This window comes from Paraglaciecola psychrophila 170 (assembly GCF_000347635.1).
Taxonomy (GTDB): Bacteria; Pseudomonadota; Gammaproteobacteria; order Enterobacterales; family Alteromonadaceae; genus Paraglaciecola; species Paraglaciecola psychrophila.
On record NC_020514.1, the window covers coordinates 1,476,097 to 1,491,494 of the forward strand.

A 15,398-nucleotide genomic window follows, 5' to 3' on the forward strand; every position below is an offset into this window, starting at 1 on the left:
GTTTTTTCGCTAATTCATCTCTGTATTGTGATCAAATTTATGGCTTAGTCGGTAATCATAACGTGTTTAGTTTGCCTGATTAATTAATGGCATGTACTCCTAACCATAAAATTGTTTCTTGAAATCGGTTTAAATTGTGGAGAAAAAAATGAAATTTTTTATTACGAAATTTGTATCAATAGCGGTGTTGTCGCTATCCATTCTTACGACTAGTGCATTTGCAATGCATCATAAGTCAGCGAATTTAGATATTGTAGAAACAGCTGCGAGTAACCCTGCATTCAGCACTTTAGTGGCTGCAGTAAAAGCAGCAGGATTAGTTGAAACTCTGCAAGGAGAAGGTCCTTTTACCGTGTTTGCACCCACTAATGCTGCTTTTGAAAAATTGCCAGCGGGTACGGTAGAAGATTTATTGAAGCCTGAAAACAAAGAAAAACTAGTCGCTATCCTGACTTATCATGTTGTGGCAGGTAATGTTATGGCAGCAGACGTAGTTAAATTAACGAAAGCGACTACAGTGCAAGGTAGTGACATAATGATTGATACTTCAGACGGTGTGAAAGTCAATAATGCGACTGTTACGCAAACGGATCTAAAAACTAAAAATGGCGTGATACACGTAATCGATACGGTGATTATGCCTAAAATGTAATGTCCTTCAACGGTCATTGAAATAATAAAAAAGAGCAGTTAAATGCTCTTTGGTATTATTTAAAATAAAACATTTTTAATGTCTCGCGGATTTCAATTTATAGTGCAATTCATAAAGTCTTATCTAAAAACTGCATCTACGAAACAAAGTTTAGTGGCATTAAGTCGACGTAAGCCGATTGAGTTTTAACTGTTTCAGAAATACTATAATCGTTGTTTAAGCTCATTTTTATATGTTCTTGATAACTCGACTACATTGCCATTTTCAATCTTATTTCGCCATCACCACTCGGCTGATAACTAATATGATCGTTGGCTGAGAAGTTAACTGCGTAAGAGTGGTGAGTGCGACAGAAACCTTTCTCGGCGAGTCTTTTACTCAAGTTTTCGAGGGTTGAGCTTAATGGGTAAATGCGACCACCACTTTCTAGGTTAACGTAGTTGTCTGCTGTTTACATACGTTCAATATTGTCCACTTTCACTAAAAATTCTCTGTCTAGCTTTTTTATCTAGTAGATGGTCAGGAACGTTGGAGGATGATTGTGGTTCAGACTCGGCTTCTATAAGGTTGGCTTCGTCTTTAAGGCGGCCGGAGATGTATTGATATAACTGATAAAAAACTAAGAACAATCCATAACTCATGGCATCTTTGCGGTATTCGTAGATGAATTCGCGCAATATTGAGCCAAAATCGTAATTTCCACCGATTGTCCAATATACAACCTCTCTTAACACAACCATGATGCTGACGTGCAATACAGAAAACAGCAATGACGCAACCAAGTTTTTGCCTAGTTGGCTTTTTATATTAGACAGTTTGAGTGGTGAGCGTTGCCAGAACATTGCCAGTAAGGGTAATAACAATAATACGCTTATTGTGCTGGAATACTCCCAGATAAAAGGCTCTATCAGGGTAAACTCTGGGGCTCCATTACGCGTTGCTTACATCCAATCAGATGTGGCATTAATGGTGCTGTTGATAAAGAAGTAGCTGGCTATCAATAAAAAAAGGTAACGGCCTTTTGTTGCTCAAAGCGTTTAAACCATGTCAATTTTTATCCTTGTTATCCGCAGCTTGCCATTATCACATCACTACTGCTCGTTTAGTCATTAAAAAGGATTTATTTAACTTTAAAGACAAATAGGACTTAAGTAATTGATCAAATACGTTATGACCCAGATGGGCAGTACTAGGTTATATAAAGGTTCACAGGAGCTAATTATTAAATTGTCTATGAGTGTGAAACAGTATTAAATTAGCTTTTTAGTGAGTGTGTTAAATGTAAACTCAATGTTGCCAGGTTGTACATACGTATTCACTTGGCAGTTTATTTCTACATGCTCTAGTGTTGGTCCTTGGGGAAGTTTAACCCTATTTAGTACTTAAAATACTTTAATCAGGACTCACAAAAGACGGGTGTAAAGATGATGAAAATAAATAAAACACTTCTGGCTGCTGTTCTTGGCAGCACATTACTCGGGCAGCCCATTGTTCAAGCTGAACCCACCACCTTCGTTCATTTGTTTGAGTGGAGCTGGCTGGACGTTGCTACCGAATGCGAAACATTTTTAGGCCCAAAAGGTTTTGCGGCGGTTCAGGTATCGCCACCTAATGAACATATTACTACTAGCCAATGGTGGGCTAGATATCAACCGGTTAGTTATATGCTGGAAAGTCGAGGCGGTAGCCGTGCTGAATTTATTGATATGGTGCAGCGATGTGATGCGGTAGGTGTCGATATCTATGTGGATGCCATTATTAATCATATGGCCGCGGGGTCTGGCACCGGAACTGCTGGTAATAGTTTCGGTAATAAGAGTTACTCGATTTATTCACCTCAAGATTTTCATACTAGTTGTTCTATAGACAATTATAGTAACCGTTATCAAGTACAAAACTGCGAATTAGTAGGGCTAGCAGATTTAGATACTGATGCGACCTATGTTCAAGATACGATTGCGGCTTTTTTGAGTGACTTAACCAATATTGGAGTGAAAGGTTTTCGTTTAGACGCATCTAAGCATATGCCAACTGAAGATATTTCAACAATCCTCTCTAAAGTATCCGGTGCACCATTGATATTTCAAGAAGTCATTGATCAAGGAGGTGAGGCTATTTCTGCAGCAGAATATGCGAGTAATGGTTTAGTCACCGAATTTAAATACAGTGTTGAAATTGGCAATACCTTTAGCAACGGCAACCTTGCATGGCTAAGTAATTTTGGCGAAGGATGGGGGTTTATGCCAAGTTACCAAGCCGTTGTTTTTGTCGATAACCATGATAACCAGCGTGGCCATGGTGGTGGTGGCAATGTTATCACTTATGAAGATGGTCGTTTATACGATTTAGCTAACGTATTTATGTTGGCGTACCCTTATGGCTATCCAAAACTCATGTCGAGTTATGATTACAAAGGCGATACTGACGTGGGTGGACCTTCGGTACCTGTTCACAATAATGGTACGTTAGAATGTTTTGCGGATAAGTGGAAATGTGAACACCGTTATTCGTATATGTCAGGTGGCGTAGATTTTCGTAACAACACGACAAATCATTTTGCGATTTCCGATTGGTGGGATAATGGTGCTAATCAGATTGCGTTTGGTCGCGGGTCACAAGGTTTTGTTGCTATAAACAAAGAAACCTTTGGTCTAAATTCAAACGTTGCTACCTCTATGGCACAAGGCCAATATTGTAACGTGTTAAAAGGCGAGCTAAGTAGCGATAAACTAAGCTGTTCGGGTGGTGTGATCACGGTGCAACCTGATGGTTCAATTAATCTGGATGTGCCTGCTTTTGATGCCGTTGCTATTCATCACAATGCTAAGATTCAAGGTACCTCGACGCCAGATGATATTCAGCGCACTGTGTTATTTATTCAAGCACAAACACAAGGAGGTCAAAACATGTTTGTACGTGGAGGTATAGACCACAACTATGCCGCATCCAATTTAGGTTTGAACTGCACGTCAAATAATTATGTTTGTGCGATGCCAATCAGCCATAACAACCTAAACAATACCACCACCTCCTCTTGGAAAATGAACGATAACTTTCTTGATTGGTATGGAATAGAAGCGGGGCAAAGTACAGAAGCCGAGGGCACCGCACTCGATTGGACAACGGATATTTGGCCTGCAGCATACGGCCCACTAAAAACCGTAGAAAATGATGGTTATGGTCAAGAGCCTCTTAACATTTGGGGGCCGCACCACTGGATGCTAGATGTAGAGATGGATTGTAGCAAAACCGTCAACGGTTGGTTTGAACTCAAAGCTTATATTAAAAATGGTCAAGGTTGGGAAGGTGATATCCAACAAAGCAATACTCCTTACAGCTCGAATAATCATTTTGCTCAATGTGGCAAAATCAATAAATTCGACTTTAATAACAGTAATGTGGAAATCAAAGATTTTTAAGTAATAAACAGTCTTTGCTACATAAGCCCGCTAAATTGATGCGGGCTTTTTATTGCAGCCAGCATCAGCTGAATATTGAATTGGATTAAAAGTCTAGGCACAATAAGGTAAACCTCAAATCGAAAAAAGCTTGGAATTGTTTATGACCCGTTTTTCATTTATTCGTTACCTATTACCCTTGGCACTTATTTTATGCACTGGCCTACAAGCCGCGACTACTGTCATCAAAGCCGGCTATGTATTAGATGTTGACTCAGGAAAGTGGCAAAAGAACCAGCTGATTTTTATCGAAGGTGAACGTATTAGCAACATTCAGTCTGCTGGCACTGCTATTCCTGATGACGCAACGGTTATCGATTTGAGTAAGCAATATATATTACCGGGCTTTATGGATATGCATACTCATCTGATGGGCTATCTAGACAATAATTTCTACGCTGGATTGTTTCAGTCACCGCACCGAGCGGTTATTGGCGGAGTCGTTAACGCGGAAAAAACCTTGATGGCAGGTTTTACTGCTGTCAGAGATGTAGGATCGCCTGATTACATGGATGTGGCGCTACGTAACTCCATTAATGCTGGTGAAGTACCAGGGCCAAGGATAGCCGCATCAGGACCCGCATTAGGTATAACTGGCGGTCATTGTGACGATAATGCCCTCAACCATTCGTTTAAATCTAAAGCCGACGGGGTGGCTGATGGCCCATGGGCGGTGCGTGAAATGGTGCGCAAGAACGTTAAGTATGGCGTTGATTTGATTAAATTCTGCGCCACAGGTGGGGTGTTTTCTAAAGGCACAAAAGTAGGCATGCGCCAATACACTCTTGAAGAAATGCAGGCCATTGTGGATGAAGCTCACACCCATGGCAAAATAGTTGCAGCTCACGCCCATGGTACTGAAGGCATTAAGTTTGCGATTCAAGCAGGTGTCGATTCAATCGAACACGCCAGCTTTTTAGATAAAGAAACCATTACATTAGCCAAGAAAATGGGTACTACTTTTTCAATGGATATCTACAACACTGAATACACATTGTCTAAAGGTGCAGAAAACGGTGTGCCTGAAGAGAACATTAACAAAGAGCGCCAAGTAGGCACTCGCCAGCGAGAAAGTTTTACTATGGCGGTGAAAGCAGGGGCAAAAATGGTCTTTGGCTCTGACGCTGCTATTTACCCGCATGGCGATAACGGCAAACAGTTCTCACGTATGGTTAAATTCGGTATGACACCGATACAAGCTATCCAAGCCGCAACTATCAACGCTGCGCAGCTACTCAAATGGCAAGATAATATCGGAAGTATTGAAAAGGGAAAGTATGCGGATATGGTAGCGGTAAGCAGCGACCCACTTAAAGATATTGCTGTGCTTGAATCCGTTGATTTTGTGATGAAGGGTGGGGTAGTTTATAAGCAGTGATTGGCTGAAACTGGCTAGTCTATAATAATTCGACATTGGTCATTTTTTGGTGAATATCCCAACATATTTTGATTCAGTAGGGCCTTTTGAGCCCTATTGAAACATATTCCTTGCGAGTAAAACGCGTGAGTCTGCTTGCATATAACCTATGGCATATCTTTCAGTGGCAAGGTGCATTGTATGTTGTGCTTCTATGTTTATATTCACATGTTATTTGCGTTTAATATAAATAACTAGCTTTACTATCCAATAGGCTAGTAACAAATTAATGCTCGCAACAACCAACACTCCCCAAAAGTTGGGTGCTACTTGCCATTGTCCATCTGTTCCATTGACCCATTTCAGAACAGGTAGCATAGGTAGTGAAATAATATTCAAAGGCATCGCAAATCCAGCGATAAGGTTTTCAAGCCACATTGAGAGCTTGAGATTTCAAGCTCTTTTCAAAAAAGTATATTGCAACGCCCTGTGTTTATTGTGAGTCTAAATAATATAAATCAGCACGTTTTGCATTATGTCTTCTTGGTGTTTGTGAACAGCTAAAAATCACTATCAAAGGTATTTATAAAGATCTAAAATGTTTCCAAAGTTTTCTTATATTCTGCCAAAGTCGACATACCCATTTGAGCTCTTAATAAGTCTACGCTATCTGCGTTTTCAATTGGGGCAAATACAACGTTACCGTCTATCAATTCTGCCTGAGTACCAAACACCTGTTTTTTACCGAGTTTGATTGAAACGTTATCAGTAAATTGAGCTACGTCTTCTGCTGCAATAGCGTGATTGTTTAAGTAAGACTGAATAATTAATGGCAACATATCTTGTTGAAAGGCTAAATTTTTAGAGTGTTTTACTAGAACAAATGCAGCTTGAATGCCTTTCTCCCCAACCTTCTCTTTACTAGGCCAACCATGTAAAGCAATTATCTCTTTTAGAGTTTGAGAATGAACACTATCTATTTCTATGGCTAAGGATTGAAGTGTTGCAGGTGTGTTTGCTACAGCTTGTGTTTCTAAATTTTGGCGGATCTGCTGACTTTGTTGTGCCATTTTAATAAGCTGAGTTTGTAAACCTTTATCAAGCCCTCCTAGTGCTGGTAGAGAAGTAAATATTACTACTAGACATATGATTAAGCGCATTTTGGTTACACCCAAGGTTGTATTTTGACAGGTATTTTGAGGTTTTTCATTTTTGATGTTGTGTTTTTGAACATCACACTCACGCAATATAGTCATCAACTTGGCCATATCGCAGCAAACTTTAAGATACATTATTACTGTTGTTGTATAACCCGAAATTGGGTGTCCTCAAAGCAACGTCTGGGCATACTTTGAAGCATGCCCAGATTGATTAGTTATTGGTCAGTACTTTCAAATGGTATTGCGGTGCTTTTTTGCTTAGCAGGATCATACTTAGCAAACCAGCCCATAATGTTATCGGTTTTGCCTATCAAGCGGCTGGGTCGAGAAGCAATGTAATGAGGTGCACCTGGAACACGAATCAAAGCAGTATCTACTTCTAACATTTTCAATGCGGTATAGTATTGTTCTGCTTCCCACGCTGGGGTCCGGTAATCTTCTTCTCCTACCATGAGTAATGTGGGTGTTTTCACTTTATCCACATAACGTATGGGCGAGCGTTTTTAGATATGTCTCAGGGTCGGACCAAGGGTCGGCACGTATCCAATGTCTGCGAACGTACTGGCCGATATCAGCAGCCAGTGCCATAGTCATCCAGTTTATAACAGGTTTAATTGATGCGGCGGCTGCGAAACGTTGGGTTTTAGTGGTAATCCACGCGGTTAAAAGGCCTCCACCTGAACCTCCGGTAACAAATAAACGCTCTGGGTCGACGTATTTTTTGGCTACCACTTCGTCCACAACTGTCATTAAGTCATCGTAATCATATCCGGGGTAGGCTAAGTCAATGGCCAGTGCAAACTCTTCGCCATAACCGGTAGAACCCCGAGGGTTAACCCACACAGTGACATACCCTTCGGCTGCATAACGCTGGATTTCACTGGCAAAAAACGGTCCATACATAGCATAAGGTCCGCCATGAATTTCTAAAATCATGGGGTAGGTGCCATCTGCTTTAAAATCAGGCGGGAAGGCTACCCACGCCTCTATTTCTAGGCCATCGTGGGTAGATTTAACTTTGATTTCTTCAATAGGAGCCATATCTAGATAGGGCAACACATCTTCATTTAAAGCCGTTAATATCTGTTGATTTTTACCATTTAGATTGACCACGCCAACTTCGGCTGGGCGATCACTAAATCCCGCTGTAAATGCGATCATTGGTTTTTTATCTTGGCTTACAGAAAAACTACCTGCAGCATAAGGCCGACCTATTGATGCGCCACCTATGTTAGTGACTATCTTTGATACTTTGCCTTTAAGACTGATGTTAAATAAACTCAATACACCATAGTCTTCAGATAGCACCAATAAGCTTTTACCGTCAGGCGCCCAAACTGTTTGACCTATACTGCCGGCAAAGTCCTTGGCAAGAGGGCGAAAGTCAGAGCCGTCAGCATCAATTAAATACAGGTTATCTTGCTGATAAGATAAGGTTTTATCATCGTAACCTCGAAATGCAATCGTTTTACCATCGGGTGAAACAACAGGGGAATGATCTGGCCCATCTCTTGTGGTTAACGCCGTTAGTTTAAGGACGGATAAATCTAATTGGTAAATTTCACTTTCGATAGGATCGAGATCTCTATCTTCGGCTAAATTACCGGTAAGCAAAAGTTGGTTATTGTCGAGCCACTGCGGACTCGAAAGGCCCACCTCTTCAAATGTAACCTGCCTTGGAGTACCACCGCCTACTGGCAGGGTAAATATTTGGCTGGCACCGTCTTGTAAATAACCGGCCCCATCAAAGCGAAAGGCCATATCATCTATAACATTGAAAGGTTTGTTCCAATTAGCCCCTTTGGGTTGCTTAATAGGTTTAGCAAAAGAGGGTTTATCGGCCTCGACAAACATACTAAAGGCCAATTGCTTGCCATTGGGTGACCAAACTACGCTAGATGCGCCTTTATGTAATTGGGCCAGTGAAAAACTCATACCTGAATCAATAAAGACTCTGCGTAATTCCGGTTTACTGTCATGGGAGCTATTAAACACCAAGCTTTTTCCATCAGGAGACCAGCGCGGAGAAGAAGCGTTTTTGTCCGCAATTAATGGTCGATTTGTGCCAGATTTAATATCTATCACCCATAACTTGCCAGCGTCTTGGTCGGTCATTTCATCCATGCTTTGGCGCACATAAACGATGCTTTTGCCATCAGGCGAAATTTGCGGATCATTGGCGTATTCCATATCGAATACACGCTCAGCAGTAAATCGTTTTGATGGTGGCTTATTGTCTTGTTTTGCTATGACTGGAGAGGCGTTTAGACTGGCAGATAACATCAGCCAAGTGATAACTTGAAAAAATCTTCTACCAGTGCTCCTCCGTAAAAAAGTAGTTTTGAATAATTCACACAACTGTTTTTTGCGTTGGGTGCGCATTACATTCTCCTTCTGAAATTGGGTTTCAAGGTTATACTATTGAAAAAGTTATAACCTGTTAATTAGTTGGGTATCTTTGTTTTAAGCCAGCGTAAACTTTATCGCTATAGTCACTTAAACTAATATCAAGACTGTTTAACACATCGACTAGATGTTCATTATCTTCACGGCCGTTCCAAACTTTTTGGTAAGTGCCTTCTTTATAACCATGATCTTGACGGAAGAAATTCAATACGTTTTTGCCAACGTATTGGCGATACAATTCATCAGAGTCCATTTCAGCTTGCTCGACTATCTTTAAAAATAAAGGTACATCGAAACGTTTGGCGGCGCATAAGCCGGCCATTAGCTCTAAATTATCTAGAATGTCTTGTTGTGTAAATAAATAGTCTTTGCCATCAAACGTGACTTGGCTGCGGTTGGATGCAAGTTGCTCGGCGATGGTGTTGGCAGATTTTTGAATATCCCCAGTAAAACCAATGATGATGTCTGATAAAGCAAAGTGCCAGATATCCACCAGTTCCATTTGCAGTTGAGGTAAATCCTTGTGCTGCGCTTTCCACCATTTCCAGCCATGGTGCTCTATGCCTTCTACTGACTCAATCATGGCCGCCCGTAAATAAGCGTAACCTGCGTTGAGCCAATCAGGATTGACCTTTTTGTTCATGCCGTCTTGTAGCGATAACATTGTGGAGAGTTGGGGTGAGCTGAGCATAGTGACGATTGTCCTTTATTATTTTGTATTATTTAAGATAAAACTTTTAAATTTTGAATAACGCTTATGCGTTGTTGTTCGGTTTGTTCTTTAATTGCTTTGCCTTGATAGCCTTTTGCAACTATGGCTTTGATATCCACTTCTAATGCAGCCTCATAGGCTTGCCAGATATATTCAGCGTTTTTGTATTCGCTGTCTTCAAAGTTGGTTCTGCCTCTGGCATCGGCTTTACAGGTGAGCAAACAATCGGCAAACCTTTGTGGTTTGCGCCATACGTCACAGCGATTCAACATACCCAGCACAGTACTGGCTTTCAGTTCGAAGGCTTGATGAACATGGGTGTGATATTGGCTGACCATTAAACCGAGTTCGCGGCAGTCATTAGGTGATTTTAGGCGATCGCAAAGGGTGTTGATTGCTTCTAGGCCCCGCTTTTCATGGCCTGGGTGTGATGGCCAGTTTTCAGGCTCCGTGAGTCCTTTACCTAAATCATGTACCAGCGCAGCGAATCGCACCGTTAGTTTATCTGATAGCTTAACAGCCTGTTGCAACACCATCATAGTATGAATGCCGGTATCTATTTCAGGGTGCCATTTGGGCGGATTGGGAATGCCCCAGAGGACATCTAACTCAGGGAACCATTCGGCTAGTGCTTTACAAGCTCTGAGGTTTTCAAAATAAATTTCCGGATTATCTTCTAACAAACTACGTGCGGTTTCTTGCCACACCCGTTCGGCGCTGAGCGCGGTGAGTTCGCCATTAGAGACTATTGTATGCATCAAAGCCATCGTTTCTGGGGCGATACGAAACCCCAAACTGTGATAACGGGCCGCAAATCGGGCCACACGTAATACACGTAGAGGGTCTTCAACAAAGGCTGTGGACACATGACGTAAAAGTTTGTCTTTAAGATCCTGTTGGCCATTGTAAGGATCGATAATGTTACCTTGGTCATCCATCGCCATGGCGTTGATGGTTAAGTCGCGGCGTAATAAGTCTTCTTCTAGGCTGACCTTACTTGAGGCATCGCAGCTAAAACCGCTATAACCAGCGCCTATTTTGCGTTCGATGCGAGCAAGGGCATATTCTTCTTTAGTCTTTGGGTGCAAGAATACTGGAAAGTCAGCGCCAACAGCTTGATAACCTTGGGCTAACATTTGCTCAGTGGTGCTGCCTACTACCACCCAATCTTGGTCTTTTATCGGGCGCCCAAGCAATTTGTCGCGCACCGCGCCACCGACTAAATAAGTTTGCATAAAATCTTAGAATGTTTCATTGCGGGTATTATGCCTCAGACCTAGGCATTGCAGAAGACACATAGCTTAATAATCACTTTAAAATATCAACTGTCTCTTTGACAAAATCTAGCTAACTGGGTAGTTTAGCGTTGCTCCTTTAACCCTGTATATCATCCACGGACGTGTCAGACTAACTATGTATCTCAGCTATTTTGGATTATCAGATAATCCGTTTTCTATCGCGCCCAATCCCGACTATTTGTATATGAGTCCTCGCCACAAAGAAGCCTTGGCTCACTTGATTTTTGGTTTGCGTGAAAGTGGTGGATTTGTGATGTTAACCGGGGAGGTGGGCACGGGTAAAACCACGGTATCGCGTAAGTTGATGCAACAATTACCTGAAAATACTCAAGTTGCAATGATTTTGAATCCTACTTTGTCTGCATTAGAGCTGTTGGGCACAATCTGTAATGAGTTAGGTATTGAATACAAACGTAAACATGCCAGCCTAAAATACTTTACTGACCAAATTCTCGACAAATTAGCCAATAATCATGAGCACGGAGTGAACACCGTGCTGATTGTGGATGAAGCACAACATTTATTGCCTGAAGTATTAGAACAACTTAGGTTGCTTACAAATTTAGAAACTAATCGAGAGAAGTTGCTGAAGGTAGTGTTGATTGGGCAACCTGAATTACAGCAATTATTAAAACGTAATGAGTTACGTCAATTAGCTCAGCGTATTACCGCCCGTTATCATCTTTTGCCTTTAACATCTTCCGAAGTCGGTGCTTATATTCAACATAGGTTAGGCGTGGCTAATGGGGATATGAGTGTGTTTTCTAAAGCCACCATTCGTTCTGCATTTGATATCACCGGTGGTATCCCAAGAGTCATTAACCTATTGTGTGATAGGGCCCTAACGTTAACGTTTACAAAACAGTTACCCGTTGTATCACAACATATTTTTATTGCCGCAGCACAACAGATTTTAGGTGACGATGTGGTGCAACAGCGACAGGGAAAACGTTGGACTTATACCTTGTTAGGCGTGTTTTTAGTCGCAACGGCTTTAGGTTTTGCAATAGGCCAACTCAATGCATAAACAAATACAGATTCAAGATTTACAGCCAGGCATGGTGATTGTGCGGATCACAGCGCAAAATGGACCCGTCAAAATCAAGAAAGCGGGGCTGGTCACCAGCCGAGATATGGTGCAGGGCCTGATTGAAATGGGGATTCAACAAGTAGAAGTTGATCCTGACCAAACCGTTGAAGTGGAAGTTGATGCGCCAACGATTAAAAAATCAGCAACCATAAGAATGCTTGAAAGCAATAAAGTAACCCATACTCGAATCGATGATGGTTTGTCAGAGCAATTTCATCGCAGTTTATTTTTACCATCGGTGCAGGACATACCATCAGTTTGGCAGTTTTATACTAAGCGTTATTTGTTAGCCGTATTTATTGCTATAGGTGGTTTAAGCTCAGGTTGGACCTTGGCTAATTATCAGCAAATATTAACCTTACTAAGCCCCAAACCTGATATGCCAGTAGCCAATGTTTCTGCGCCAGTTCTAACGGTGGTTGCCCCTGCGACTGAGCCACGGAATAATAAAATTGAACCATCCGTTAAGGTCGATAAACCACAAAATACATACATCGAGGTAATCGAAAAAACACCGGTTCAACAAGCCGCTGCAATAGCTGATATTGAAACAGATTCTGCGCCCAATGATGTTCTAGAAACAATCACTTCAGCACCCGAACCAGAGCCTCAAATTTCTGCTGATGTTTTAGCTCGGTTCAGAAAAGCTATTACAGAAGTCGCAGATTCGCCAGTTACTCCGGTACCTATCGAAAGTGTGCCCAGCAGTGCCGATGTGCCAAGAATTGATCAGCTGCCTGCTTGGGTGATGACAAGATTACCCAGCATGGCTTTTTCGGCACATATGTATGCATCGGTTGAATCTGAAAGGTGGGTCAGGGTAAATGGCACTAGAATGGTTGAAGGCGATAAAATTGATGGGACCATTGAAATTGTTCGAATAGAACCACAGCATGTTATTTTAAATTATTCTGGGCAAACGTTTTCAATGGCTGCTCTGACAGATTGGTAATTGAAAAAATCGGTAAACTGCTGTTTGTCATGAGTTTTTAAACCCAATACCCAAGTTTATTGGGTATTGGGTTTATATTATTTGCTAAAAAATGACTGACGTAAAAAAACTGGTAAGCTAATATCAAAGTCTTCAGGTGAGACACTATCAACGATTTCATCCTCTACTTTAGATAAATCGAGTTGTGCTACTTCAGCTATTTTTGTGTTTAAGTTATAAAAAACCATAACGTTTGGGGATAGAGGGTGATGGCGACTAAGGCGCATTACCATGGCGAGTTTTCCGCTGGCCAGTTTTACCAAAGAGCCAATAGGATTGGCGCCAATACAGCCTATAAATTTACTCAACAGTTCTTTGTCTAGACCCAAACCTTCGGCCTGCATCTTTTTTAATGCATCAGCAGGTTTAAACGTATCGCGGTAGGGTCTTGAGGTAGTTAATGAATCGTAAGTATCGACTATTGCTGCCATTCTGCCATATTGAGATATTTGTTCACCCCTCAATCCGTCAGAGTATCCTGTTCCATCAAGTCTTTCGTGGTGTTGCTTAATGACAGTCAGACTAATCTCATCTATGTCTTCTATGGGTTCTAGGAGCTTTAGTGCGATATCAATGTGGCGTTGCATCCGTTGTGATTCTTGAACAGACAGACTATCGGTTTTTTGAGTTAACAATAAAGGCAATTTGACCATACCAATATCCATTAGCAAAGCACCGACACCTAGGTGTTGTAAGGTAGATTTTTCTATCTCAAGTGAACGCCCAAACATCACCATTAATATGGCGCAGTTTATACTGTGTTCAAGAAAGTATTCATCGTTATCCTTGAGCAAGGTGGTGATACCAAGGGCATCATCACACTCAAACGCTTTGTTGACAATTTCTTGCATGATATTGTTCACTTCTTCGATATCAGCAATTCTGCCATTTGCCACACGTTTAATGAGGCGACCTTGGATTGTTTTTGCTTGGTCATGAAGTATAAGTGAATGTTCTAATTGTTGGCTGTAACTTAGTCCCGAAGCATTGAGATACGTTTCACCAAGGTCATTTAACTCATCATCAGTATTAAGATGGGTGCTTTTAGCCGGATCAATTTGAACCTGCAAAATGCCCTTATCTAGAAGACTATTAATATCTTGTTGATCATTAATTTTGCCTGCCGTGGCGACAGTTATTTTTCCCGATTGTTTTATTACTTTAACAATGAACATGCCCGGTAAAAGCGCATCTATATCAACAAATTCTAGCATGATTATACTTCTGAATTAAACACAGCTCCAAGTCTTAGAGAATTTGAGTTGTCAGTCAAGTCGCATTCTCATAAATATCTTTGATTTTGCTTTATACACTAAAAATGAGACTGAATAATTAGCTAGAAAATCGCCCAATGGCATTCTCAAATCATAAAACGCTATTGACGACACTTCTATTATATATGTTATGTACACTTACACTTATTTCGTTACAAAATGTTAAAGCAAGGATCAGAACTTAAATATATCAATCAAGCGCCACATAACGAACACTGCGATTGGCATAGTGTGAAAATCACGTGTAGATTCAGACGATCCAGATTCAATATGATTTATGCGCAAGGTAAGCCTATATTAAGCAACAGATACAGGTAAGCGCTGAGGCGGCATTGGGCCAATGTATTACAAGCGTTTAACCCAGTAAGACCTATGCAGTCGAAATAATACTTCCCATTTAAGAAAGAGGTGCCAATTAGATGCAACTTATTCCAGATGTTTCTATTAAGTCAAAGAAGGTGAAGCCTAAACTGGTAATTATGATGGGCGTTAGTGGCTTTGGTAAATCTACTGTGGGCGAGCAGCTTGCCCAGTTATTAGGTTATGAGTTTATTGAGGCTGACGATTTTTATTCAGTTGCAGCAAAACAGCAAACGGCATCCTTTTGACTGATGTCATGCGTGATCCTTGGCTATGACGTTCAACTCAACATTTGTGCCAAGGAACATTAGTTGATTCGGTTTTGGCCTAAACAGGTTTGCGGCGTCGGCATCGCCAGTTATGTAGAGAGCTAGGTTTTACTACCTTATTTATTTATTCATTCTTTGACTGATTTAGGCACTATCAGTCAAAGAATGTCACTAAGAGCAGGACACTTTATGCTTGAGTCTATGCTGGTAAGTCAATTTAGCAGCATGCAGTTACCTGAATCTGAGGCTGACATCATTAGCTTAGATATCAGTGCCGATTTACAGCATATTATTGAAATGGCACATGGGGCTGTGACATTAATGTAAGTATACGGCTGGCAATTTCTGCTTAACTAGTTTCATCTTTTAGC

Annotated in this window: 16 protein-coding genes; 7 read left to right on the forward strand and 9 right to left on the reverse strand. The window is 41.2% G+C overall.

Features of this window, described 5'->3' with window-relative positions:
* Positions 1–148: 148 nt before the first annotated feature.
* The gene (locus tag C427_RS06375; protein WP_007642202.1) at positions 149–652 is read left to right on the forward strand and encodes a fasciclin domain-containing protein; all 504 of its coding nucleotides are present in this window, start codon (positions 149–151) and stop codon (positions 650–652) included.
* A gap of 250 nt (positions 653–902) precedes the next feature.
* On the opposite strand, the gene C427_RS27205 is transcribed toward C427_RS06375, so the two are convergent.
* Together C427_RS27205 and C427_RS27210 are read right to left on the reverse strand one after the other, a co-directional pair.
* A complete protein-coding gene (locus C427_RS27205; RefSeq protein ID WP_081588958.1) occupies positions 903–1,064 on the reverse strand; it encodes a LytTR family transcriptional regulator DNA-binding domain-containing protein in 162 nt (53 codons plus the stop codon).
* A 49-nt stretch (positions 1,065–1,113) separates the two neighbouring features.
* A complete protein-coding gene (locus C427_RS27210) occupies positions 1,114–1,515 on the reverse strand; it encodes a hypothetical protein (protein ID WP_007634779.1) in 402 nt (133 codons plus the stop codon).
* Positions 1,516–2,079: 564 nt separating this feature from the next.
* Between C427_RS27210 and C427_RS06385 the strand changes: the two genes are divergently transcribed.
* On the forward strand, positions 2,080–4,071 hold the full coding sequence (locus tag C427_RS06385; protein WP_187292407.1) for an alpha-amylase: 1,992 nt from the start codon (positions 2,080–2,082) through the stop codon (positions 4,069–4,071).
* A gap of 142 nt (positions 4,072–4,213) precedes the next feature.
* Entirely contained in the window at positions 4,214–5,488 is a 1,275-nt protein-coding gene (locus C427_RS06390; protein ID WP_007634787.1) for a Xaa-Pro dipeptidase, read from the forward strand.
* A gap of 210 nt (positions 5,489–5,698) precedes the next feature.
* On the opposite strand, the gene C427_RS06395 is transcribed toward C427_RS06390, so the two are convergent.
* From C427_RS06395 to C427_RS06415, 6 genes are all read right to left on the reverse strand, one after another.
* Positions 5,699–5,905 (reverse strand): hypothetical protein, encoded by a 207-nt coding sequence (locus C427_RS06395; RefSeq protein ID WP_007634789.1) that lies wholly within the window; start codon positions 5,903–5,905, stop codon positions 5,699–5,701.
* A 155-nt stretch (positions 5,906–6,060) separates the two neighbouring features.
* Positions 6,061–6,723 (reverse strand): DUF6624 domain-containing protein, encoded by a 663-nt coding sequence (locus C427_RS06400; protein WP_226991032.1) that lies wholly within the window; start codon positions 6,721–6,723, stop codon positions 6,061–6,063.
* A gap of 119 nt (positions 6,724–6,842) precedes the next feature.
* Positions 6,843–7,100: an alpha/beta hydrolase family protein gene (locus C427_RS28135; RefSeq protein ID WP_201765510.1), complete on the reverse strand. Its 258-nt coding sequence runs from the start codon at positions 7,098–7,100 to the stop codon at positions 6,843–6,845.
* Position 7,101: 1 nt separating this feature from the next.
* Positions 7,102–9,009 (reverse strand): prolyl oligopeptidase family serine peptidase, encoded by a 1,908-nt coding sequence (locus tag C427_RS28140; RefSeq protein ID WP_201765511.1) that lies wholly within the window; start codon positions 9,007–9,009, stop codon positions 7,102–7,104.
* A 58-nt stretch (positions 9,010–9,067) separates the two neighbouring features.
* Entirely contained in the window at positions 9,068–9,724 is a 657-nt protein-coding gene (locus C427_RS06410; RefSeq protein ID WP_007634799.1) for a dUTP diphosphatase, read from the reverse strand.
* Positions 9,725–9,756: 32 nt separating this feature from the next.
* Entirely contained in the window at positions 9,757–10,980 is a 1,224-nt protein-coding gene (locus tag C427_RS06415) for a multifunctional CCA addition/repair protein (RefSeq protein ID WP_015430588.1), read from the reverse strand.
* 178 nt (positions 10,981–11,158) lie between these two features.
* Between C427_RS06415 and C427_RS06420 the strand changes: the two genes are divergently transcribed.
* Positions 11,159–12,070, forward strand: a complete 912-nt coding sequence (locus C427_RS06420; protein WP_007634803.1) for an ExeA family protein — start codon at positions 11,159–11,161, stop codon at positions 12,068–12,070.
* Positions 12,063–13,085, forward strand: coding sequence for a general secretion pathway protein GspB (locus C427_RS06425; protein WP_007634805.1), 1,023 nt, complete (start codon positions 12,063–12,065; stop codon positions 13,083–13,085). The genes C427_RS06420 and C427_RS06425 overlap by 8 nt, the downstream gene beginning before the upstream one ends.
* A gap of 77 nt (positions 13,086–13,162) precedes the next feature.
* Here the strand turns inward: C427_RS06425 and C427_RS06430 are convergent, their stop codons facing one another.
* A complete protein-coding gene (locus tag C427_RS06430; RefSeq protein WP_007634807.1) occupies positions 13,163–14,338 on the reverse strand; it encodes an HD-GYP domain-containing protein in 1,176 nt (391 codons plus the stop codon).
* A 479-nt stretch (positions 14,339–14,817) separates the two neighbouring features.
* Between C427_RS06430 and C427_RS06435 the strand changes: the two genes are divergently transcribed.
* Together C427_RS06435 and C427_RS26275 are read left to right on the forward strand one after the other, a co-directional pair.
* Positions 14,818–15,006, forward strand: a complete 189-nt coding sequence (locus C427_RS06435) for an AAA family ATPase (protein WP_007634814.1) — start codon at positions 14,818–14,820, stop codon at positions 15,004–15,006.
* A 210-nt stretch (positions 15,007–15,216) separates the two neighbouring features.
* Positions 15,217–15,354 (forward strand): hypothetical protein, encoded by a 138-nt coding sequence (locus C427_RS26275; protein WP_007634816.1) that lies wholly within the window; start codon positions 15,217–15,219, stop codon positions 15,352–15,354.
* Positions 15,355–15,398: the final 44 nt, after the last annotated feature.